General features: G+C 65.9%; 22 protein-coding genes and 1 pseudogene. 9 read left to right on the forward strand and 14 right to left on the reverse strand.

All coding sequences use genetic code 11. From position 1 onward, the window contains the following. Positions 1–109: 109 nt before the first annotated feature. The gene (nadA, locus tag ACFDR6_RS34255; RefSeq protein WP_375861057.1) at positions 110–1,225 is read right to left on the reverse strand and encodes a quinolinate synthase NadA; all 1,116 of its coding nucleotides are present in this window, start codon (positions 1,223–1,225) and stop codon (positions 110–112) included. Between the two features lie 336 nt (positions 1,226–1,561). Between nadA and ACFDR6_RS34260 the strand changes: the two genes are divergently transcribed. From ACFDR6_RS34260 to ACFDR6_RS34285, 6 genes and pseudogenes are all read left to right on the forward strand, one after another. Beyond that, complete coding sequence (locus ACFDR6_RS34260; RefSeq protein ID WP_375861058.1) at positions 1,562–2,812, forward strand: MFS transporter; 1,251 nt, start codon at positions 1,562–1,564, stop codon at positions 2,810–2,812. A gap of 43 nt (positions 2,813–2,855) precedes the next feature. Then, entirely contained in the window at positions 2,856–3,842 is a 987-nt protein-coding gene (acuI, locus tag ACFDR6_RS34265) for an acrylyl-CoA reductase (NADPH) (protein WP_212089427.1), read from the forward strand. Between the two features lie 113 nt (positions 3,843–3,955). Continuing rightward, positions 3,956–4,543 carry a hypothetical protein gene (locus ACFDR6_RS34270; RefSeq protein WP_212089429.1) on the forward strand — a complete coding sequence of 196 codons (588 nt, stop codon included), beginning with the start codon at positions 3,956–3,958 and terminating at the stop codon, positions 4,541–4,543. Between the two features lie 165 nt (positions 4,544–4,708). Then, the gene (locus ACFDR6_RS34275) at positions 4,709–4,948 is read left to right on the forward strand and encodes a DUF6894 family protein (protein ID WP_212089430.1); all 240 of its coding nucleotides are present in this window, start codon (positions 4,709–4,711) and stop codon (positions 4,946–4,948) included. A gap of 25 nt (positions 4,949–4,973) precedes the next feature. After that, positions 4,974–5,153: pseudogene (locus ACFDR6_RS34280) on the forward strand (methyl-accepting chemotaxis protein); the annotation flags it as partial. Between the two features lie 266 nt (positions 5,154–5,419). Beyond that, a complete protein-coding gene (locus ACFDR6_RS34285) occupies positions 5,420–7,108 on the forward strand; it encodes a methyl-accepting chemotaxis protein (RefSeq protein WP_317242842.1) in 1,689 nt (562 codons plus the stop codon). Positions 7,109–7,111: 3 nt separating this feature from the next. On the opposite strand, the gene ACFDR6_RS34290 is transcribed toward ACFDR6_RS34285, so the two are convergent. The 6 genes from ACFDR6_RS34290 to ygfZ form a co-directional block, all read right to left on the reverse strand. Then, complete coding sequence (locus tag ACFDR6_RS34290) at positions 7,112–9,826, reverse strand: DUF2339 domain-containing protein (RefSeq protein WP_375861059.1); 2,715 nt, start codon at positions 9,824–9,826, stop codon at positions 7,112–7,114. A 47-nt stretch (positions 9,827–9,873) separates the two neighbouring features. Further along, entirely contained in the window at positions 9,874–10,842 is a 969-nt protein-coding gene (locus ACFDR6_RS34295; protein WP_212089436.1) for an NUDIX hydrolase, read from the reverse strand. A gap of 181 nt (positions 10,843–11,023) precedes the next feature. Then, positions 11,024–11,530, reverse strand: a complete 507-nt coding sequence (locus ACFDR6_RS34300) for a tyrosine phosphatase family protein (protein ID WP_212089438.1) — start codon at positions 11,528–11,530, stop codon at positions 11,024–11,026. Between the two features lie 238 nt (positions 11,531–11,768). Then, on the reverse strand, positions 11,769–12,383 hold the full coding sequence (locus ACFDR6_RS34305) for a YfbR-like 5'-deoxynucleotidase (protein ID WP_375861060.1): 615 nt from the start codon (positions 12,381–12,383) through the stop codon (positions 11,769–11,771). Further along, positions 12,380–13,006, reverse strand: a complete 627-nt coding sequence (locus tag ACFDR6_RS34310) for a DNA-3-methyladenine glycosylase I (protein ID WP_212089441.1) — start codon at positions 13,004–13,006, stop codon at positions 12,380–12,382. Before ACFDR6_RS34310 ends, ACFDR6_RS34305 begins: the two co-directional genes overlap by 4 nt. Then, positions 13,003–13,884: a CAF17-like 4Fe-4S cluster assembly/insertion protein YgfZ gene (ygfZ, locus tag ACFDR6_RS34315; RefSeq protein WP_212089443.1), complete on the reverse strand. Its 882-nt coding sequence runs from the start codon at positions 13,882–13,884 to the stop codon at positions 13,003–13,005. The genes ACFDR6_RS34310 and ygfZ overlap by 4 nt, the downstream gene beginning before the upstream one ends. 101 nt (positions 13,885–13,985) lie before the next feature. Here ygfZ and ACFDR6_RS34320 point away from each other — a divergent pair, with 101 nt between their 5' ends. Then, positions 13,986–15,320, forward strand: a complete 1,335-nt coding sequence (locus tag ACFDR6_RS34320) for a dihydroorotase (protein ID WP_212089445.1) — start codon at positions 13,986–13,988, stop codon at positions 15,318–15,320. Positions 15,321–15,492: 172 nt separating this feature from the next. Next, entirely contained in the window at positions 15,493–16,362 is an 870-nt protein-coding gene (locus ACFDR6_RS34325; RefSeq protein ID WP_212090339.1) for a sulfurtransferase, read from the forward strand. A gap of 172 nt (positions 16,363–16,534) precedes the next feature. Here the strand turns inward: ACFDR6_RS34325 and ACFDR6_RS34330 are convergent, their stop codons facing one another. The 4 genes from ACFDR6_RS34330 to ACFDR6_RS34345 form a co-directional block, all read right to left on the reverse strand. Beyond that, positions 16,535–16,801: a hypothetical protein gene (locus ACFDR6_RS34330; protein WP_028134933.1), complete on the reverse strand. Its 267-nt coding sequence runs from the start codon at positions 16,799–16,801 to the stop codon at positions 16,535–16,537. Between the two features lie 257 nt (positions 16,802–17,058). Continuing rightward, positions 17,059–17,436: a TIGR02301 family protein gene (locus ACFDR6_RS34335; protein WP_212089447.1), complete on the reverse strand. Its 378-nt coding sequence runs from the start codon at positions 17,434–17,436 to the stop codon at positions 17,059–17,061. Positions 17,437–17,482: 46 nt separating this feature from the next. Then, positions 17,483–17,917: an NUDIX hydrolase gene (locus tag ACFDR6_RS34340; RefSeq protein ID WP_375861061.1), complete on the reverse strand. Its 435-nt coding sequence runs from the start codon at positions 17,915–17,917 to the stop codon at positions 17,483–17,485. Between the two features lie 33 nt (positions 17,918–17,950). Then, complete coding sequence (locus ACFDR6_RS34345) at positions 17,951–18,451, reverse strand: hypothetical protein (RefSeq protein ID WP_317242844.1); 501 nt, start codon at positions 18,449–18,451, stop codon at positions 17,951–17,953. Between the two features lie 63 nt (positions 18,452–18,514). Between ACFDR6_RS34345 and ACFDR6_RS34350 the strand changes: the two genes are divergently transcribed. Beyond that, a complete protein-coding gene (locus tag ACFDR6_RS34350) occupies positions 18,515–19,279 on the forward strand; it encodes an SOS response-associated peptidase (protein WP_375861062.1) in 765 nt (254 codons plus the stop codon). A gap of 202 nt (positions 19,280–19,481) precedes the next feature. Here ACFDR6_RS34350 and ACFDR6_RS34355 read toward each other — a convergent pair whose 3' ends face one another. The 3 genes from ACFDR6_RS34355 to ACFDR6_RS34365 form a co-directional block, all read right to left on the reverse strand. After that, a complete protein-coding gene (locus ACFDR6_RS34355) occupies positions 19,482–20,675 on the reverse strand; it encodes a CaiB/BaiF CoA transferase family protein (RefSeq protein WP_375861063.1) in 1,194 nt (397 codons plus the stop codon). A gap of 37 nt (positions 20,676–20,712) precedes the next feature. After that, positions 20,713–21,642 carry a glycine reductase gene (locus tag ACFDR6_RS34360; RefSeq protein WP_317242847.1) on the reverse strand — a complete coding sequence of 310 codons (930 nt, stop codon included), beginning with the start codon at positions 21,640–21,642 and terminating at the stop codon, positions 20,713–20,715. A gap of 293 nt (positions 21,643–21,935) precedes the next feature. Next, positions 21,936–22,517, reverse strand: coding sequence for an NUDIX hydrolase (locus tag ACFDR6_RS34365; RefSeq protein WP_317242848.1), 582 nt, complete (start codon positions 22,515–22,517; stop codon positions 21,936–21,938).

The raw sequence follows: 22,517 nt of genomic DNA on the forward strand, positions 1-22,517 counted from the left end.
TGCGAAGCTGTTCAACGTCGTTCTTCGCACCACATCTTCCCGTGGTTATGGGTCCCGGATCTGCGCTCCGCTTTGCTGCGCTCGTCCGGTACGACGGCTATGTGCGACGCTAGTTCTTCAGATTGATCATCCGCTCGACCGAACGCCGCGCGCGCGCCGCAAGCGCGGGGTCGATCGTGACCTCCTCGCGGAGCGTCAGCAGGCTGTCCAGAATGTTGGCGAGCGTGATGCGCTTCATGTGCGGGCAGAGATTGCAGGGGCGCAGCATCTCCACGTCGGGCAGCTCGGCGCGGACATTGTCGGCCATCGAGCACTCCGTGATCATCACCAGCCGTCGCGGCCGCTTGTCGCGCACCCAGTTGATCATGTGCGCGGTCGAGCCGGTGAAGTCGGCTTCCGCCAGCACGTCGGGCGGGCACTCCGGATGCGCGATGATCTGCACCGAGGGATCGGCCTCGCGAAACGCGCGCAGTTCCTGGCCGGTGAAGCGTTCGTGCACCTCGCAGGCGCCCTTCCAGGCGATGATCTTCACATCGGTCTTCGAGGCGACGTAAGTTGCGAGATAGCGGTCGGGCAGGAAGATCACGCTTCGAGCGCCCAGGCTCTCGACCACCTGGACCGCGTTCGACGAGGTGCAGCAGATGTCGACCTCGGCCTTCACCTCGGCGGAGGTGTTGACATAGGCCACGACCGGCACGCCGGGAAATCTCTCGCGGAGCAGGCGGACGTCGGCGCCGGTGATGCTGGCGGCGAGCGAGCAGCCGGCGCGTGAATCCGGGATCAGCACCGTCTTGTCCGGATTGAGCAGTTTCGACGTCTCCGCCATGAAGTGCACGCCGCATTGCACGATGATGCCGGCCTTCACCTTGCTGGCTTCGATGGCGAGCTGAAGCGAATCGCCGCCGATATCGGCGACGCAGTGGAAGATCTCCGGGGACTGATAATTGTGCGCGAGGATCACCGCGCCCCGCGCGCGCTTCAGCTCGTTGATCGCCTGGATGGTCGGCGCCATCAGCGGCCACTCGATCGGCGGGATCACATGCTTCACACGCTCATAGAGCGGGGCGGTGGCGTGCGCGACTTCCGGCGTCCATGCCAGCGAGGGCGCCGGCAGCGCGGGCCCCGTTCGTGCCGGTGCGGCACGGGAGGCGGCGACCTGGTTCTCGGGGTGGCCCTGGGGCCGGTTGGCAAAGTCGTCGGGGCCGTAAATTCCAGCGATCGGCATCGAAGCCTCCCTTGCGTGTCAGTTGTACTCATAATGAGTATATGTAAGGCCTAGATAATCCGCCCAAGGGGGCGGCACGAACTTCATCGAGGTCAAATATACTCACTCTGAGCAAATCAAAGATAACATGCTTGGGCTGAAGCCGCCAGATCCGGCTTCACACATTTCCGTCAAACAGGCCCGACGGGCAGAGCGAGGCCGCCTCGAAATGCAATGCTCCCCCGGTAGCCCCCCGTGGAATGCAACCGTTTTTGACTTGGGATTTTCATGCAAGTGCATTAAGTCGCATGTTCGCAGCCGCCGCTTTGCGAGACCACCAAGAAGACGAGGAACACCATGACATCAGCGGGCGAACTTGCTCCGGCCTCACGTTCCTCCAATTGGCGCACTCCGGCCGTCATCATTCTCTGCGGCTGCGCGATCGGCATGCTCGGCTTCGGTCCGCGCTCGGCGCTCGGCTTCTTCGTGCAGCCGATGAGCCACGAATTTTCCTGGGGCCGTGACGTGTTTGGCCTCGCGATCGCCGTGCAGAATCTGTTGTGGGGCCTGGGCCAGCCGCTCGCCGGCGCGGTCGCGGATCGCTTCGGCCTGTTCCGGGTGATGTGCGTGGGCGCTCTGCTCTATGCCGGCGGACTGTTGTTGATGCGCTATTCCTCGACGCCGTTGTCGCTCAACATCGGTGCTGGCGTCATGGTCGGTTTCGGTCTTGCAGGCTGTTCGTTCAATCTGGTGCTGTCCGCGTTCACCAAGCTGCTGCCGGCCGAGAAGCGCGGGCTTGCGCTTGGTGCCGGCACGGCGGCGGGCTCATTCGGGCAATTCCTGTTCGCGCCGATCGGCGTCGCCTTGATCGACAATTTCGGCTGGCAGCAGGCGATTTCCGTGTTCGGCTTCCTGATGTTGCTGATCATCCCGTTGTCGCTGGCGCTCTCGACGCCGCCGGTCGCACATGCGGCGAACGCGACGCCGGCGGATGATCAGACCTTCACCAAGGCGCTTGCCGAAGCCTTCGGCCACCGCTCCTACGTGCTGCTGGTGCTCGGCTTCTTCACCTGCGGGTTCCAGCTCGCCTTCGTCACCGTGCATCTGCCGGCCTTCCTGGTCGATCGCGGTATCTCCGCGCAAACCGGCGGCTGGGTGATCGCGGCGATCGGCCTGTTCAACATCGTGGGATCGCTGAGCGTCGGCTATCTCCAGAATTCATTGCCCAAGCGCTACATCCTCTCGACCATCTACTTCACGCGCGCGCTGGCGACCCTTGCCTTCATCTCGTTTCCGATCACGCCGTTCTCGGCGATCGCATTCGGTGCGGTCTCCGGCCTGACCTGGCTGTCGACGGTGCCGCCGACCTCGGCGCTGGTGGCGCTGATGTTCGGCACGCGCTGGTTTGCGACGCTCTACGGCTTCGCCTTCGTCAGCCATCAAGTCGGCGGCTTCCTCGGCGTCTGGCTGGGCGGCATCGTCTTCGAGCGGTTCGGTTCCTATACGCCGATCTGGTGGCTCTCGATCCTGTTCGGTGTGCTCTCGGCGCTCATCAATCTTCCGATCGTGGAGAAACCGGTTCATCGGGCAGTTGCGCAGCCTGCCTGATCGGCTAAACATCCCCGACAAACATAAGTCAGGGAGTTCAGTCGTGGCCACATTCAAGGCGATCCGGGTCGACAAGGCGGACAAGGGCACCACTGCCGCGCTGACGCAGTTCGACGAAGCCGAGCTGATGGACGGCGACGTCACCGTCCGCGTCGAATGGTCGACGCTGAACTACAAGGACGGCCTGGCGCTCACCGGCAAGGCGCCGGTGGTGCGCCGCTTCCCGATGATTGCCGGCATCGACTTCGCAGGCACGGTCGAGCAATCCTCGCATCCGCAGTGGAAGGCCGGCGACAAGGTCGTCTGCACCGGTTGGGGCATGGGCGAGACCCATCTCGGTGCCTATGCCGAGAAGGCGCGGGTGAAGGGCGACTGGCTGGTTGCCTTGCCGCAAGGCCTATCGACGCGCGATGCCATGGCGATCGGCACCGCCGGCTTCACCGCGATGCTCTCGGTGCTGGCACTGGAGAAGCACGGTCTGTCGCCGAAGAGCGGTCCCGTGGTGGTGACGGGTGCTGCCGGCGGCGTCGGCTCGGTGGCCACCGCCGTGCTTTCGAAGCTCGGCTACCACGTCATCGCGTCGACCGGCCGCGCCTCGGAGGCCGACTATTTGAAAGAGATCGGCGCAGCCGAAATCATCGACCGCAACGAATTGTCGGCACCGGCCAAGCCGATTGCCAAGGAGCGTTGGGCGGGCGGTGTCGACAGCGTCGGCTCGACCACCCTGGCGAATCTGCTGTCGATGACGAAATACGGCGGGGCAATTGCGGCTTGCGGCCTGGCCGCCGGCATGGACCTGCCGTCGTCTGTGGCACCTTTCATTTTGCGCGGAGTGTGCCTTCTCGGCATCGATTCCGTGATGTGTCCGATCGAGCCGCGGAAGGCCGCCTGGCAGCGTCTGGCGTCCGATCTGGATCGGACAAAACTATCTGAAATCACTCAAGAAATCGCGCTCGACGCAGTTCCGGAATGGGGCGCGAAAATTCTGGCGGGGCAGGTCCGCGGCCGCATCGTGGTAAAAATTGTCTAACGGCGTTCAGACTTTACCAACCAAGCTGCTTCAATGTCGCCATGGTTAGTATGGTAAGCAGCGGGTAAAGAGATAAGGCATCGCCCGCTGCGGGGGTCGGTTCGGAGTTGAGCATGCTTGCGCGTATTGTGTTGGGGGCTGTCACGGCGGCAGCAACGTTTGCGCCGGCCATTGCCGGAAGCATGAATGCCGATGAGGCGCGTCGCTTCGTGGCCGGCAAGGTGTTTGCCTTTACCTGTTTCGACGGCACCCGCGGTGCAGGCCGCATCCTCGACGACCTCGGCGCCGCCGGTGCGGTGCAGTTCTCGGGCTCAGGCCCGGTGAAACATCTTCGCCTGCCCGGCAACACGCTCCAGATCCGCGGCCAGAACGTCTGCGCCGCGATCAAGGGCATTCCGTTCGAGCCCTGTTTCAACCTTGAAAAGACCGATGATCGCAGCTTTCGCGGCTCGGTGTCGGGCATGGGCTTCGCCTATTGCGACTTCCGTCACCAAGGCGGCAACCAGATGCTGATGGCGCGCGCCGCCGCGCGTCCGCGTTCGCTGCGCTCTTCGGAGCATACCGGTTCGGTCGCCGCATCTCACACCGAAGTCGCCGCGCGCGTCGAGACGCCACGTGTCGAGAGCAGCCGGCTCGAGCCGGTGAAGTCGGAGCCTGCCAAGAACGAGGGCCCGCTGGAGCTGCGTCGCTCGACGCAGTGAGACGGTCGCGCGGGACGGTCCGCGCAGTTTTTAGTTGAAGACGTCCATCGAACGCGAAGCCGCTGCGCCGTAGTCATACGGACGGCGGTTTTCATGCCTTGGTAGCTGTTCGCGCGCCAGTTTGCGTACGGCCGGAGGGGCGCGGCGCGATAAAAGGGTTCAACGATGTCGCTGTACTTCTTCCGCATCAGCACCGGTCGCTATTCCGGCGCCGCCGACCAGCCCTACGAGTTCGAGGATCGCACGGCCGCCTGGACAGAAATGACCGAAGTCTGCGCCAATTTGCTCGGCAGCATCGCCCGCGGGCTGAAGCCGAATGCCGAGTGGTGCATGGAACTGCTCGACGAAAACAAGCAGCCGGTGTTTCGCATCAGCCTTCTCGGCGAGAGCGTCGGAGCACCCTAGACCCGACCTCAGGGTGCAATTTTACAACGTGCAGCAGTCGGCGGAAGGCACTCACCAGGTGTCGTCCAACGTCACAGATGTGCAGCGCGGCGCGAGCGAGACGGGTTCGGCATCCTCGCAGGTCCGCCGCGCAGATGATGTCCTGCGACAGCAACCCCTCAAGCTCGAGGTCGGCAAGTTCCTCGGCACCGTGCGCGCCGCCTGACGGCCGCCTCCTTCGATAGAGCTGATCTGCAACCGTCGCGCGCGAAGGTGCGGCGGTTGCGCGCGTGCGTGCATGGAAAATAGCGCGGGCCGGGCTCGGCCGTAGTTTTACGTAGGATCATGTTAACGCCTGCTTGCGATTATGGCAGGCAATCTTACGGGATAAGAACCAGCCAGCACTGTTGAGCTAACCGCCGCACGGTCGTCCGTCGTGACGCCTGGCGCAGGTGGCGTGCGCGTTGCTAGGCATCGTCGGGATTTGTCGTGATGTCGAAGTTGTCCATCGTCTTCAAGCTTCTGACCGTGTTGTCAGTTCTCGTCCTCTCGCTCGCCGGTGTCGGCGTGACGGCGATCGGCACCATGCAGAACATCAACGCTCACACGGTCGAGATTGCGGAGAGTTGGCTGCCGAGCGTGCGTGCACTCGGCTCGATGCGCGCCGACATCAATGAGCTGCGCGTCGCCCTCCGCCTGCATCTGATGCAGGACACCGCCGAAGGCAAGGAGGCCGCCGAAAAGCGTCTCGCCAATCTGCGCGAGCGCATCGAGAAGACCCGAAAGGTCTACGAGCCGCTGATCAACGCGGCCGAGGAGCGCGCGCTCTACGGGCAATGGACCAAGGCGTGGGCCGAGTACCTGAACGGCGTGCAGGACGTCATGGCGCTGTCGCGCAAGAGCGTCGGGCGTTTTCCGGCCGACGCCAATGAAATGCTGCAGACCAAGGTCGCGAAGATGGCCCAGGCGGCCGATCCGCTGCTGCAGAAGGCCATCGAACTCAACAACAGCGGCGCCGAGCTGGAGACGAAGCAGGCGGCCGACAGCTATGCGTTGATCTTCCGCGTGCTGGTCGGCATCATCGTACTCTCCGTCGTGATCGCGATCGGCGCGGCCTATTATCTCGTGCGCGATGTCTCTCGCGGCATTGCCTCGATCATCCGTCCGATGCAGTCGCTCGGCGAGGGCGACCTCTCGGCCGAGGTGCCGCATCGCGGCGAGAGGACCGAGATCGGCTCGATGGCGGATGCGCTCCAGATCTTCAAGGAGGCGCTGATCGCCAAGAAGGCCGCCGACGAAGCGGCCGCTCGCGATGCCGAGGCCAAGATCGAGCGCGGTCGCCGCGTCGATGCCATCACGCGCAATTTCGAGGCCATGATCGGCGAGGTGGTCGGCACGGTCTCCTCCGCCTCGACCGAACTCGAGGCCTCGGCCTCGACGCTGACCGGCACCGCGCAGCGCGGCCAGCAACTCGCGACCGTCGTCGCGGCCGCGTCCGAGGAAGCCTCCACGAACGTGCAAGCGGTCGCCTCCGCATCCGAAGAACTATCGTCCTCCATCACCGAGATCAGCCGCCGCGTGCAGGATTCGGCGCGGATGGCGGCGGAAGCCGTCGAGCAGGCTGCGCGGACCAACGAGCGCGTCAACGCGCTGTCGCAGGCCGCCTCCCGCATCGGTGACGTGGTCGAGCTCATCAACACCATCGCGGGCCAGACCAATTTGCTGGCACTGAACGCCACCATCGAGGCGGCACGCGCCGGCGAAGCCGGCCGCGGTTTTGCGGTCGTCGCGTCGGAAGTCAAGGCGTTGGCCGAGCAAACCGCGAAGGCGACCGGCGAGATCGGGGCACAGGTATCGGGCATCCAGGCCGCGACTCAGGAATCCGTCAGCGCCATCCAGGAGATCGGCGGCACCATCGAGCGGCTGTCCGAAGTGTCCGCAGCGATCGCCGCCGCCGTCGAGGAGCAGGGCGCCGCGACGCAGGAGATCTCGCGAAACGTCCAGCAGGCTTCGGTCGGCACGCAGGAGGTCTCGGCGAACATCACCGACGTGCAGCGTGGTGCGATCGAGACCGGCGAAGCCTCGGTCGAGGTGCTCTCGGCTGCGAAATCGCTGGCGAGCGACAGCACCCGTCTCAAGGTCGAGGTCGCGCAGTTCCTGGAGTCGGTCCGCGCGGCCTGATAATCAACTGCCCGTCTGCGCGGCCGGCGGCGGCGCGACCTGCCGCCGGAACAGGATGCGCTGGTAGAGCCAGCCGATCGCGACCAGCACGATGCCGAGGCACATGAACGACAGCGCCCGGTAGACGCCGGTCAGCGTCCATACGTCGACGGCGAAGGCTTTCAGGATCGTGAGCGCGATGACGGCGGCCGAGGCCAGCCGCGCCCGCTCGGAGTTGACGAGGATGCCGACGCCGAGCAGGACAACGCCGAAGCCGAGCCAGCCGATCGAATAGGTGTATTGCTCGGCGCTCGTGGTGGCGCCGTAGAGCAGCACCGGGCCGTGATAGAAGCGGCGGATCTCCAGCGTCACATAGCTGAGCGCGAACACCAGGGCTCCGCCTGCGATCGTGTTGGCGTAGACGACGGAGCGATGGCCCGCCACCGCATAGGACAGCAGCAGCATCAGCACTGCCGGCAGAGCGTAGCCGAGCAGCAGCAGGTTGAAGACGAGGCCGCCGACATTGACGCCGGAGAACAGCAACGGGTTCTCCAGGATCAGGAGGCCGAACACGCTGATGATCCCTGCAATTGCCGTGAGCACGACCGCACCGGCGTTGTGCACGATGCTGTGACTGCGCAGCCGCAGCCGCTCAAGTCCGATCGCCATCGCGAGCGTGATGCAGACCTGCAGCGCGAATTCGAGCAGCGAGGGGGCCGCTGTCATGCGGCCGCCGGTCGCGAAGTGCCGGATCTCCATGAAGGCGAGCAGCGCGGTGAACAGGATCGCGGCGGTCTCGACCATGCGCAGCGGCGCGTCGTCGGCGCGGCGGCGCAGGAAGATGCTCGCGCCCCAGAACGATGCCGCCGGCAGACCGTAGCCCCAGAGCAGCCAGTTGAAGATCGGCGTGGTGCCGACGGCATCGCCGACGATCAGTGGGTCATAGGCGGTGCGCGCGGTGACGAGGCCCGCGAAGATGGCGGCGAGCCAGCGCAGGAACGGGATCGGCCGCTGCAGCGAGATCCAGGCGGTGCCGAGCGACATCAGCGCGAGCGCGATGGTAAGCCAGCCCTTCTCCAGCGCAAAGGTCAGCGCCAAGGCCAGCGCGCCGAGCGTGCCGGTGGCGAACAGGGCGATGGAGGTAGCAAGCCCCGGTCGATCTTGGCGGCGTGAGAGGGCTTCGGTCGCAGCACCGAAAGCAGCGGCGAGCAGCACTGCGAGGATCGCAAACGGGATCGAGCGGTCGAGGTGAGCGATGCGCGCATAGAGCGCCACCAGGATGGCGATCGGTGTCGCGACACCTGCCGCCGACCATACCACCGGGATGACGGCCGAGTTCGACCGGCCCTGGGCGAGGAAGCCTGCGACGCCGAAGCCTGCGGCGAAGATCGCGGCCATGACCAGATGCAGCGTCACGGAGCTGTCGATTGCCGTCGGGCCGACGCCGGACATCGGGCCGCCCGGCAGCACCAGCATGTCCGGATTGGCACGCACCGCCCATTCGGCGAACACGATGAAGACGGTCGCTGCGGCGGCGCCCAGCGCGCCCGTTGCCGCCGGCGCGCGCCAGGCCACGAACAGCGTGCCTGCGACCAGCAGAGTGAAGGCGATCAGCGCGAGATCGGCGTGCGCGCTCGACACCACGATCACCACCGTGGCGAACAGGTAGGCACCGAGCGAACTCGACGAGACCGGCTCGATCTCGCCGTCCTCGGCCGCCGGGCCGAACATGAAGCCACAGACGACGAGGAGGGCAGCGAGCACGAAGCCCGCAATGACGTGGAAGGCGTGCGGCGCGACCTGCAGCTCCGGCTCGAGCCCGACGAGGGCCCAGAACACGGCGAACACGATCGTGGTGACCGCGAGCCAGCGCCACAGCCGGATGCGGGCGAGGCCGAAGCTCGCGGCGGTGACGATCGCGAGATAGATGTAGAGCGCCCAATAGTCGGGCTTGCCGCTGGAGACGAGAACCGGCGTCACGAAGGCGCCGACCACGCCGAGGCCGGCGAGTGCCGGTCCGTGCAGCAGCGCTGCGGCGAGCGTGCACATGGCGACGATGCCGAGCAGCACGAAGGCCGTGGCGGGCACGAGGAAGCCGTAGAGCGCATAGGCGGCATAGATCGTCGCGAACGCCACCGCCGTACCGGCGGCGGTGAGGATCGCGGGAATGTTGGCGATCGGCAGCGCCTGAATGGTCGAGATGCTCTCCTTGCGCCGCGTCCATTCGCCGGCCCCGAGCAGCGCGGCCGCGAACAGGCCGCCCAGGAACACGCGCACGCCGGGGCCGAGAAGGCCGGCCTCGATCGAATAGCGCACCATGAAGAAGCCGCCGAGCGCGAGCGCAAGCCCGCCGATCCACACCACCCAGCGCGTGCCGAGCCGCTCCTCGAAGCCAGGTTCTTGAATATCAGGCGCAGGCGCGGGCAAAGGAGGCGGCGCAGCGGCTTCAGGGCCCGCCTCGGGCGGCGGCGGCGAAACAGCTTCGGTCACGGGTGGCGACGCCGGTTCGGTTTCCGGCGCAAGCGGCGGGAGCTCCGCGGCAGCCGTCGCGGCGGCCGGCGCCTGCTCCCAGACAGGTGTGAGCGGCGGCGGCTGCATCCGCCGCTGCGCGTCAAACGCCTCTTCGAGCGCATTCAGTCGCCGGCGCAGCTCGCCCGCCAGGTTGGCGGCCTTGATGGCAATGATGAACGCGGCGATCGCAATGATCCACGCAAAGACGTCGAACGTGCCGTCGAACATGAAGCCTCCAGGCGATCGACGGATGGGGCCGATCGCGAAATCCTTGTCTAGCGCCGGGAGCGGACGCGCAAGCCCGGTGCGGGCCGCTCCTGAAGCACGTCGCGGCGGAAGCGGTAGAGCGCCGCCGGTCGTCCGCCGGTCTGTGTCGACATGACCCCGGTCGGTTCGACCAGGGCTTCCATTTCGACCAGGCGGCGGAAATTCTGCTTGTGCAGGTGTCGGCCGGAAATCGCCTCCACCGTGTGCTGCAGTTCGGTAAGTGTGAATTCAGGCGGCAAAAGTTCAAAGACCACAGGACGATACTTCAGTTTTGCGCGTAGCCGCGCGATCGCCGTGGCGAGAATCCGGCGGTGGTCGAACCGCATCGAGGTCCCGAGCGGTGGAAGCGTCTTGCGCGCTAATGCCGCAGGCCGGCCGTCGCGCCGCGCTTCCTCGACCAACCCGGCCTCGTACAGGAGCTCGTAGCGATCGAGCACGCGCTCCTCGTCCCAGGCCGCTCCGTCGAGGCCAAAGTAGAATCGCACGCGATCCTTTCGCGGCAATGCGCGCGTGGTCTCCGGCGTCTCCTCCGCGGCCCACTCGGTCAGCGCAGGGATGATGTCGCGGGCAATGATCGCGGGCGGCTCCTCGCGCCGGTCTTCCCACGGAAGGAAACGGTACCATGGCGAAAAGCTCGCCGCGTTTGCTGCAAGCTCGCCGTCCACCGCGCGCGTCAGTGCGAGATAACCGATCGACACCATATGCGCCCCGGTGTCGCCGGCCTCGGCATGGCGGCCGCGATCGCCAAAGGTGTAGAGCTGCTCGACATAGCCGAGCCGCAAGCCCGCCTGTTCCTCGACCCAGGCGCGCAGGCCGATCTCGAAAGTGCGGTGCGCGACCGCGTCGAACGGGCCGAACGGCAGGCCGGCAAGCCCGTCACTGTCGCGCGCGGTCAGGATCAGCGGCTCATGGCCCGCGATCGCGACGATGGCCGCGGTGAGGCCAATCTCGATCGGCGTCAGGAGCGTCTCGCTCATGCGATGTGGCGCGCAGCTGTTGCCGCAAACACGTCGTGCCCGGGCTCGTCCCGCCTGCGCGGCCGAAGCCGCTTCGGCGAGGCGAAGGCCCGGGCATCCACGTTCTCCGTACCGCGTGAAAGCTCGTGGATGGCCGGGACAAGCCCGGCGATGACGCACCTTCTGCGATGTGGCCTAACTCTCATTCCAGCTCGATCACGAAGGGGCGGCCCTCGACCATCATCGCGCCCGGGCCGATCTCGTCGAGCGCGCGCAGCATGCGGCCGTTGCGTCCCAATGCACGATCGGCGAGGCCGACGATGCGCCGGTTCGGCGAGGCAATCGGCGATGCCGCGCGGATCTTCCTGGCGATATCGAGCTCGTCGCGGTTCGGATTGAGCGCGCAGACCGCCGCGAACGCGCTCGCGGTGGAGCGGCTGATGCCGGCATAGCAATGAACCACCAGCGGTGCGCTGCGGTCCCAGCCGCGCACGAAGTTCAGCACCTGTTCGATATGCGTCTCGGACGGTGCGACGAAACCATCCATCTCCTGGGTGATGTCGTCCATCGACACCTTGAGATGGTTGGCCGGCAGCACGGACACCGGCCGCGCCACCTGCTCGACATTGGCCATTACGGTCAGCACGTGGCTGGCCCCGGTGAGGCGGACGGTTTCGGGAAGCGCGGCGAGGGAACAGACGTGGATCATGGCGGACCTTTTTGCCGGCGATTATAGCCGGTGCCGTAGGGTGGGCAAAGCTACCACTTCGTCGTCCCGGACAAGCGCGCTACAGGCGCGCGCCGATCCGGGACCCATAACCACAGGGTTGAGTTTTACGAAGGCTCGTGATGACCGGTTTTGCGCTGCAACCACTCCCTGTGGGTATGGGTCCCTGCTTTCGCAGGGACGACGGCGGAGTGTGAGGCATCACTCTCCCACGACAATGCTACGCGAACACCGCCCCGAACCGCTCCAAAAACTGCTTCTCGGCCCGTGCCGCGGTCCAGGGCGTCAGGTAGTCGCGCCGGACGCTGTCGGAGAGGCCGGGATCCTTGCCGAACAGGCGCCTCGCCTCGGGCTCCTCGAAGCCGGCGAGCGCGGTCGCCTCCAGATAGGCTGCACCGCGATCGGCGGCCTTGATGGCCTGCGTGATCTCTTCGGGCAATTCCGGTGGCAGGCCGAAGCGGATGTGGATGGCGCCGAGCAGGCGCTTCTCGACCGCTTTGTAGTGGCCGTCGAGCACGGCCTTGAACGGCGAGATCATGTCGCCGATCACATATTCGGGGGCATCGTGCAGCAGCGCGGCGAGCCGCATGCGCTGATCGACCCGCGGCATCTCGTGCCGCAGCACGGTTTCCACCAGCAGCGTATGCTGCGCGACCGACAAGATATGCGCGCCGATGGTCTGGCCGTTCCAGCGTGCAACGCGCGCCAGCCCGTGCGCGATGTCGGCGATCTCGACGTCGAGCGGGGAGGGATCGAGCAGGTCGAGCCGTCGGCCCGACAGCATGCGCTGCCAGGCGCGGGACTGCGCAACGCCCGCCGTTTTCTTCGCGGTCATTTTGCCTTGAGGCGCGGCTTGCGCTGCGTCTTGCCGCAGGTCGCGTGACAATGGCAGTCGACGAGGTGGTCGTTGACCATGCCGGTCGCCTGCATGAAGGCATAGACGATGGTCGGGCCGACGAATTTGAAGCCGCGCGAGGACAGCTCCTTCGAGATCTGCACCGACAATGGTGTCGAGGCCGGCACGCTCGCCGTGGTCTTGAACTGGTTGACCTTGGGTCGTCCGTCCATGAAGTCCCACAGCAGCTTCGAGAAGCCCGGGCCCTTCTCCATGATGTCCAGATACGACTTCGCGCTCAGGATCGTGCCGTCGATCTTGGCCTTGTTGCGCACGATGCCGGCATCGTTCATCAGCGCATGAACTTTCTTGTCGTTGTAGCGCGCGATCTTCTCGGGCTGGAAATCGTCGAAGGCTTTGCGGAAGTTGTCGCGCTTGCGCAAGATCGTGATCCAGGAGAGACCGGCCTGAAAGCCGTCGAGGATCAGCTTTTCGTACAGCGCGCGGTCGTCATACTCCGGCACGCCCCATTCGGTGTCGTGATAGGCGACATAGAGCGGATCTTCACCAGGCCAGGGGCAGCGGGTCTTTCCGTCGGGATGCAGGCGGGGGGCGCGGCTCATGCGATGGGCTGCTTGGCTGGAATGCGAACGACGTCCGGTTCAGCGAGCGTCAAAGCCAGCCCTCCGGCAGTAAGCGGCTGGCCGGCATCGAGCGCGTCCGCGACACGGTCGATGCGCACCAGAGCTATGCCCTTGCCGCCGGAGGTCGAGCCGATGGTGCCGACCGGCTTGTCGCCGGCAAGAATGGTCGCGCCGGCCTCCGGCGAGGGGCCGTCGAGCAGCACCTTCACACTGCGGGTGCGTGCGGTGCCGCGATGCTGCATGCGCGAGACGACCTCCTGGCCGACATAGCAACCTTTGTCGAAATCGACGCCGGCAAGGCGGTCCATGTTGGTCTCGTGCGGAAACGCGTCGCTGTACATGAAATCGAGCCCGCCGCGCGGCACGCCGAGCGCGATGCGGTGCGCCTCGTATTCAGTCGCATCGACCATTTCGGCCCCGATGAGGTCGGACAGCTTCTGTTTGATATCTTCGGGGATCAGGATGCGAACACCGAGGCCTTCATGGCGGGGGTCGGCGAAGGCGAGGTCGGGCTGGGCCGCGGGCTGGCCGTCCCATGCGGCAAGCACGCCGAGACCGCCGGAGAGGTTTTCCACCGTGACCTTGGCGCGCAGCTTGTAGAATTTCAGCTTGGTGGCGAGGCTATCCGCCAGCGCTTTCGGGCAGTCGATCAGGAACCCGCCGCCATGACCCGCGGGCACTTCCGTGATCAGGAAATCCACGATGATCTTGCCCTGCGGCGTCAGCAACGCGCCGAATCGGCCCAGCCCGGGTTTCAGCCTGTCGACGTCGGTCGTGACCAGGCCGTTGAGGAAGTTGCGCGCATCCTCGCCCGCGACCTTGACCACGCCCCGGTCGGGAAGAAACGCTGATTTCATGCGAAAATCTCTTGCGACATGTTGCTCCGGAACGTAAGCCCGCGAGGCATAAACGACAAGACCTCGAGCCCTGCGCTTGGGGACGAGAGAGGCCCTCAGCCATGACCCAGCGCTTCGATGTGATCCTCAAGAACGGCACCGTCGTCAACCAGGACGGCGAGGGTGTTCGCGATATCGGCATCACGGACGGTCGCATCGCCGAGCTGGGCCCGCTGTCGCAGGCCTCAGCCGCGGAAGTGATCGACTGCAAGGGCCTGCACATCCTGCCCGGTGTCATGGACACGCAGGTGCATTTCCGCGAGCCCGGACTGGAGCAGAAGGAAGATCTCGAGACCGGCTCGCGCAGCGCCGTGATGGGCGGCGTCACCGCCGTGTTCGAGATGCCGAACACCTCGCCGCTCACCGTGACCGAGGCGACCTTCTCCGACAAGATCAAGCGCGCCCATCACCGCATGCATTGCGATTTCGCCTTCTTCATCGGCGGCACCCGCGAGAACGTGCAGGACCTGCCGGTGCTCGAGCGCGCGCCGGGCTGCGCCGGCGTCAAGGTGTTCATCGGCTCCTCGACCGGCGCGCTGCTGGTGGAGGACGACGAAAGCCTGCGCCGCATCTTCCAGGTGATCCGCCGCCGCGCCGCCTTCCACGCCGAGGACGAGTACCGCCTCAACGACCGCAAATCGCTGCGCATCGAGGGCGATCCGCGCTCGCATCCGGTGTGGCGCGACGAGACTGCGGCGCTGATGGCGACCCAGCGCCTCGTCAAGCTTGCGCACGAGACCGGCAAGCGCATCCATGTGCTGCACATCTCGACCAAGGAAGAGATCGAATTCCTGCGCGACCACAAGGACGTCGCATCGTGCGAGGCGACGCCGCATCATCTCACGCTGGTCGCGCCCGAATGCTACGAGCGGCTGGGCACGCTGGCGCAGATGAACCCGCCTGTGCGCGGGGCAGATCATCGCGCCGGGATCTGGCGCGGTATCGAGCAAGGCATCATCGACGTGCTCGGCTCCGACCATGCTCCGCATACGCTGGAGGAGAAGCAGAAGACCTATCCGGCCTCGCCCTCCGGCATGACCGGCGTGCAGACGCTGGTGCCGTTGATGCTCGATCACGTCAACGCGGGCCGGCTCTCGCTCGCCCGCTTCGTCGATCTCACCAGCGCCGGCCCCGCGCGCCTCTACAACATGGCCTGCAAGGGCCGCATCGCCGCCGGCTACGACGCCGACTTCACGGTCGTCGACCTCAAGCGCAGCGAGACCATCACCAACAAATGGGTGGCGTCCAAGGCCGGCTGGACTCCCTATGACGGGGTGCGCGTCACGGGCTGGCCCGTCGGCACCTTCGTCCGCGGCCGCCGCGTGATGTGGCAAGGCGAGCTGGTGACGCCTTCGCAGGGTGAGCCGGTGCGGTTTCTGGAGACGCTGAAGCAGTAGAAGCAGGTCAAGCCTCTGCCTCCGCTGTCATGCCCCGGCTTGACCGGGGCATCCAGTACGCCGCGACGAGAGTTGATTGATGCGACTGCAGCCTCTGGAATCCTGGATTGCCCGCTTTCGCGGGCAATGACAGTGTGCCGCGAAGCGAAACCGCAAATTGGGAGGCCGCATGATGTCCCAGCGAAACGCCCTCATCACCACCGAACAGCTCGCCGCCATCCTTGGCGATCCCAACCTGCGCCTCTACGACTGCACGACGTATAACGAGCCTGTTCCGCCCGGCAGCGACGTGCCGTATCGCGCGGTGCCCGGGGACAAGACGTTCGAAGCCGGCCACATTCCCGGCGCCGATTTCCTCGACCTGCAGGGCGAGTTCTCCGACACCTCGTCGCAACAGTTCTTCATGATGCCCGGCGTCACCCAACTCGAGGCCGCCTTCGGCCGCCACGGCCTCGACGCGGGCAAGACCGTCGTGCTCTACAGCATCGGCACGATGATGTGGTCGACCCGGTTCTGGTGGATGCTGCGTTCGCTCGGCGTCGATGCGCAGGTGCTCGACGGCGGTTTCGACAAATGGAAGGACGAGGGGCGGCCGGTCGCAACAGGCGCACCGGGGGGATATGAGGCCACGACCTTCAAAGCCACGCCGCGCGCGGGGTTCTTCGTCGACAAGAATACGGTGAAATCGCGGATCGGCGATCCCAAGACTGTCATCGTCAACGCGCTCGGGCCGCAATTTCACCGTGGCCTCGAGCCGAGCCGTTACGGCCGGCCGGGCCGCGTTCCCGGCAGCGTCAACGTGGCAGCCGCGACGCTCACCAACGCCGACAAGACCCTGACAAGCCTTGCTGATGCCGAAGCGAAATTCACCGCGCAAGGCGTCACGCGCGACAAGAATGTGATCCTCTATTGCGGCGGCGGCATTTCGGCGACGATCGATCTGCTGCTGTTGGCCCAGCTCGGCTACGACAAGCTGACGCTGTATGACGGCTCGATGGGCGAGTGGGCGAGGGATGCGGCCCTGCCGATCGAGACCGATTGAGGCGCGCGTTCCCGGTGGCATCGGGAACATCTCCCGGGCATCGCGAGACTAATGCTTGTCTGCGCGCAACCGCTTCCGTGCGATAAACACGGCAGACTTCGCGACGCTTTTCGCTGAGTCATTCGTCCGTCAACTGGCCCCGCCCGTGTGGCGGGGTCATTTTCGGCAGTTCCTACTGCCTGCAGATGTCGACCGAGAATTCGCCGTTGCGGATGCGGCCGGGAAAGCCCTCGACGAACTTGGCGACCGCGTCCTCGCCGTAGGTGCCGACGAGCTCGGCAAAGGCCGCGAACAAGCTTGCCTGCGCCAGGCAGTCGCCGTCGACGCCGTCATGGCGCGCTTCGGCCCAGGCCTCGTTGAGATAGCTCAGTGCGGCCTGCTTTTGCTCGTGATCGGGCAGCGGCGCGCGGGCGGGGGCGTAGGAAATCGGCTGGCTCATGAAACTCGATCAGGGCTGGGGCGCGATCCACGGCGATGCGCTGTGCGAGAGGTTTAGCACGGGCGTTAATGACCGCTAGGCTACATCTTTAAGAACGGTTAACGGCTGTGAACAAACTCGATGACAGAGTTCCCACTGCTTGTCATTCCGAGTCGCGCCGACAGGCGCGAACCCGGAATCCATCACGCTGCGGAGCCGGTGGATGAATGGATTCCGGGCTCGCACTTTGCGCGCCCTGGAATGACGGGAGGGAGAGTTCAGTTCGCGTAACGCGCCGTCAGATCCCGCGAGATCTTCGAGCCTTCCTCGATATAGCGGCGGATCGCCACCGTCGCCGCCGGCGTGCAGCTCCGGTAGGTCTGCTGAAAGCCGTTATAGCCGCGGTTGAAGCCCGCGATCATGCGGGTGCGGCGCTCGCCGGAGGGGGTTTCGGCATCGATCAGCGCCTGCATCTCGTTGCGCCATTTGTTGCCCTCGTTGGCCCCGCAGATGCCGCGCAGATAGTGCAGCCCGCCAAGGATCTCCGCCAGCCTCTGCAGATCGCCGTCAAACGGCGCCGCCACGTCCTGGGCCCGGGCAGGCACGCAGGCGCAGGCGAGAACCAGGGCAAAAATGGCGAGAAATCGCGTGGACATCGGCCGGCTGTATGCCCCCTTGGGCCCGTGGACGCAAGGCGGGCGGTCAGGGGCCGATCAGGCGCGCGGCGGACTGGATGACCTCTTCCAACCCCCCGGTCAGCTTGAGGTCTCCGAGGCTGGCCAGGGCGTCGGGCGCGATCCAGCGGTAGTCGTCGAGCTCGTCGTTCAGAACCGGCTCACGGGCCACCCAGCGGGCGGCAAACGACATGATCAGAAAATGGCCGGCGCCGGGCGCCGCCGGCAGCACCTCGCGCCACCCGGCGAGGCCGACGATCGCAATGTCGAGCCCGGTTTCCTCGTCGACCTCGCGGCTCAGGGCCTGGTGCAGCGATTCGCCGAATTCGACCCGGCCGCCCGGGAGCGAATAGAAGCCCTTGGCGGGCGAGCGGGCGCGGCGGGTCAGCAGCACCTTGCCGTCGCGGAAGATGGCGGCACTGACCGCGATCTGGGGATGGGTTGGCTGGACGGCGGAAACCATCTTCTCGAAGGACCTGTTCTGAAAGGACCGGGCTCAGTTCGCCATGATGGTATCGACGTCAGCTTCGGCCCCGCCATGGATGATGCCGCCGCAGGCCGCGATCAGCGGCTTGACCCAGAGCGCGGCCTGCTCGGCGAGGCGAATGCGCGTCGTGTCCTTTTCGACGTCGCGCATCGCCGAGCCGACCGCAGTCAGGATCGAGGTCATGGTGTCGGTGAGGTGGTCGAATTGGGCGCGCACGTTGGGATCGGCCTTCTCATAGGCCTCGATGGCGAGGTCGCGCGCCTTGAAGTTGGAGGCCGTGAAATGCTCGGCGTAGGACAGCGGCGACCAGGTCAAAAAGTCTTCCGCGCATTCGGGCATGTCGGGGACCATTTCCAGCAGCATCACGGCTTCATTGAAATGGTTGAGATAGTCGGTGGCAAGCCCGGTCCGCGGGTTGATGTTGGCCACGCGCAGCCGCTCGGCCCAGGCGGAAGCCTCGGGGCCCGTCTGTACGTGCGTCCGCGCGGGTTGGGAGGCCATTGAGCTCATCAGCCGCAGTGTTAACGTTCGGGGTTAAAAGGACCTGAACGGACCCTATATAGACGCCCTGGGATGTGTGGACGCTTCGTCATAACTTCGGCCCCCGCGGCCTTGCGGCAACTGTTCGGCTATGTCGAGCAGCCGAATTTCCCGCCTCGGTACAACGTGGCGCCGACACAACCGATTCCGGTCGTGTTGGTCGAGAACGGCGCGCGGCATTTCCGCCTGATGCGCTGGGGCCTCTTGCCGGGCTGGGTCAAGGATCCTCGCGGATTCACGCTCCTGATCAACGCCCGTTCGGAAACGATCCTCGAGAAGCCCGCCTTCAAGAGAGCGATACGCCGGCGGCGCGGACTGATCCCGGCCGACGGCTATTACGAATGGAAGGTGGAGGACGGCCGCAAGCAGCCCTTCTTCATCCACCGCGCCGACGGTGCGCCGCTCGGTTTCGCCGCTGTGTTCGAGACCTGGGCCGGACCGAACGGCGAGGAACTCGACACGGTCGCGATCGTCACGGCCGCCGCAGGCGAGGATCTCGCCGCGCTGCATGACCGCGTGCCCGTCACCATCAGCGAGCGCGATTTCGAGCGCTGGCTCGATATTCGCGGCGACGAGGTCGACGCGATCCTGCCGCTGCTGGCCACCCCGCGCCTCGGCGAATTTGCCTGGCACCCGGTCTCCACCCGCGTCAACCGCGTCGCCAATGACGACGAGCGGCTGCTCTTGCCGATCAGCGCGGAGGAGATGGCGGCGGAAGCAGAGGCGGCCAAGCCGAAGAGGGCGGTGCGGAAGGTTGTGGCCAGCTCATCGGATGACGAGCAGGGGTCGTTGTTCTAGCTGCAGTGTCGCCACCCACTCCGCCGTCGTCCCGGACAAGCGCGCCCCAAGCGCGCGCAGATCCGGGACCCATAGCCACAGGGAGCAGTTGTGGCGCGAGCCGGTCACCACGAGTCTTCGTCAAACGCGACCCTGTGGTTATGGGTCCCGGGTTCGCGCTACGCGCGCCCCGGGACGACGAGGAGAGTATGTGGCGCTATCGTCACACGATCTCCCTTGCCCTCAACCCTGCAATCTCAGCCGCATCGAATCCCAGCTCGCCGAGCACCGCCTCCGTATCAGCGCCCAGCTCCGGCGCCATCCGGTCCAGCCTGCCGCCGCCATGGGCAAGCTTGAAGCCGCTGCCGGCAAAGTGCAGGCGGCCGTAGGGCGTGTCCAGCTCCTGGATCGCGGCGCGCGCCTTGATTTGCGGATGGTCGATGACTTCCTCGACCTTCCAGATGCTGGCGCAGGGCGCGCCGGCGCCTTCCAGTAAAGTCTCCCATTCGCGCGCCGGCCGTGCCGCCAGCGCCTCCTCGATGATGGCGCGGAGCGCCGGCTCGTTCTCGTTGCGCGAAAACCAGTCGGCAAAGCGCGGATCAGCGAGCGTGTCCTCGCGGCCGAGCGCGCTCATCAGCGCGCGGTACTGCTTCTCGTTGTTGACGGCGAGCAGGATATGGCCGTCGCCGCACTTGAACAAGTTCGCCGTGGTCCTGCGGCTGACCGCCTGGTTGCCCGAGAGCTGCTGGCGATGGCCGGCGACCGACCAGTCCGCGATCTGCCCGGACAGATAGGCCAGCGTCGCCTCCAGCATGGAGACGTCGATGAGCTGGCCCTTGCCGGTGCGGTCGCGTTGGTAGAGCGCGCTCGACACGCCGAATGCGGCGGTCGCGCCCGACAGCACGTCGCAGACCGCAAAGCCCGCCCGCGTCGGTCCGGTCTCCGGATGGCCCGTGATCGCCATGATGCCGGAGAGCGCCTGCATCTTGCCGTCATAGCCGGGCCGCAAGCGGTCCGGCCCGGTCTGGCCAAAACCCGAGACCGCGCAATAGATCAGTTTAGGATTGATCGCCGACAGCGCCTCGTAGCCGATGCCGAGCTTGTCCATCACGCCGGGGCGGAAATTCTCCATGACGACGTCGACGGTCTCTGCAAGCTTCTTCACGATCGCGATCGCCTCGGGCTTCTGCAGATCGAGCGTGAGGCTGCGCTTGTTGCCGTTGACGGCCTGGAACGCGGGGGCCAGCCCGCGCTCGGCCCATTCGCGTGACAGCGGCGTGCGGCGCATGTCCTCGCCCTCACGCCGCTCGATCTTGATGACGTCCGCTCCCAGCAGCGCAAGCTGGTAGCTGGCATAGGGGCCGGCCAGCACCTGGGTGAAGTCCAGTATCTTCACGCCCTCGAACGGTCGCGTCACGTCGCTCTCCCCATTTTGTTGTCGTTATCGGAGGACGTCAGGCGGCGCGGTTGCCCCGCGCGATTTCCTTCTGCTTGTCGAATTCGGCACGGCGGCGCGCCAGCTCTTCGGCTGAGAGCTGCGCGACGTTGTTGTAGTCGAGCTTCCAGGAGGCGTCCTCGCTCCAGCGCAGCGGCGACTGCATCGTGGTCTGCGCACCGCTCGCGGTCTCCAGCAGCTTGAGCGCCAGCTCGAGCGTCTGCGCCTGCGAGGCGACATCATGCGGCTTGCCGGCGGAATTGCCGAGCGGGAAGTCGCTGAACAGGAAGCGCGGGACGGCGGCGTGCTCGATGATGTCCTTGGCGCAGCCCATGATCACGGTCGGAATGCCGTTCGCTTCGAGATGCCGCGCCACCAGCGCCGTGGTCTGGTGGCAGACTGGGCAGTTCGGCACCAGCACCGCGACATCGACCTTGTCGGCGAGACAGCGCGCCAGAATCTCCGGCGCGTCGGTGTCGAGCGTGACGCGGTGGCTGCGGTTGGTCGGCGCGCCGAAGAAGCGCGGGGCGACCTCGCCGATGCGCCCGGCGGCGGACGCCTTCAGGAGCTGCGGCAGCGGAAACCAGGTGCCGTTGTCGGTCGCCGAGGTGTGCTTGCGGTCGTAGCCGATATGCGAGATGCGAAGGTCGTGCTCCCTGGAGGTGTCGCCGTCGTAGACCTCGTAGAATTTCGCACTGCCGTTATACGCCGCCCCTGGCCCCTGGTCGCCCTTGGCTGGATCGTACGGCGCAGCGGTCGTGATGATGGTCACGCGCGACTTTGCCAGCGGCTTCGTCAGCGGCTGGAACGGCGCCGAGGTGTAGTGCGCCCAGCGATACGGCGTGGTGTAGCCGATCGCCGCGTAATAATCCCGCGTGCGCTGCATGTAGGGGACGGGGGCATCATAGTCGGGCGCAAAGCCGAATTCGTCGTCGCGCGGCGCGGTCATGGGCGCGTCTCCTGGTTCTTGGTTGGGGCCAGACTAGAGATAGTTTTCGCGTCGCTCAACGGGGGGCGCGGCGGCGCAGGGCTGAATTGCAACGCACGATGGCCCGCCGCGCGGGCTTCCCCTCTCCCCTTGCGGGAGAGGGTGGCTCGCCGCGAAGCGGCGAGACGGGTGAGGGGTTGTCTCCACAAGTCCGAGCGTTCGAATTCGCGGAGACGGACCCCTCATCCGGCGCTTCGCGCCACCTTCTCCCGCAAGGGGAGAAGGAGTTGCACCTTGCGCACGGATAGATTCACCTACCTGAACACATGCAGCGCCACATATTGCAGCAGCATGATCGCCTTGGCGTCGATGATGCGGCCGTCGGCGATCATCGCCAGGGCCTCGTCGATCGAAAGCTCCAGCACCTCGATGTCCTCGCCCTCGTGCTCCAGGCCGCCGCCGTCGCTCACCCGCATCTCGGGCTCGTACTCGGCGACGAAGAAATGCAGCTTCTCGGTGATGGCGCCCGGGCTCATGAAGGCCTCGAACACCTTGTGGACGTGGTGCAGGCGATAGCCGGTCTCCTCCTCGGCCTCGGCGCGGATGCGCGCCTCGGGCTCGGCATTGTCGAGCACGCCTGCGGCGGCCTCGATCAGCAGGTCGTCATGGCCGCGGATGAAGGCCGGCAGGCGGAATTGCTTCACCAGGATCACGGTCCGCCGCGCGCGGTTGTACGGCAGCACCGCGGCGGCATTGTCGCGCTCGTAGGTCTCGCGGTGCTGCGTCTGCCACTCGCCATTGGCGCGCCGGTACTCGAACGTCGTGGTCTTCAGCGTGGTCCAGCCGTCGGAGAGCACGCGGACGTCCTTGATGCGGACGCGGTCGGAAATGGTCAT

The sequence above is a fragment of the Bradyrhizobium tunisiense genome, assembly GCF_042263385.1.
GTDB lineage: Bacteria > Pseudomonadota > Alphaproteobacteria > Rhizobiales > Xanthobacteraceae > Bradyrhizobium > Bradyrhizobium tunisiense.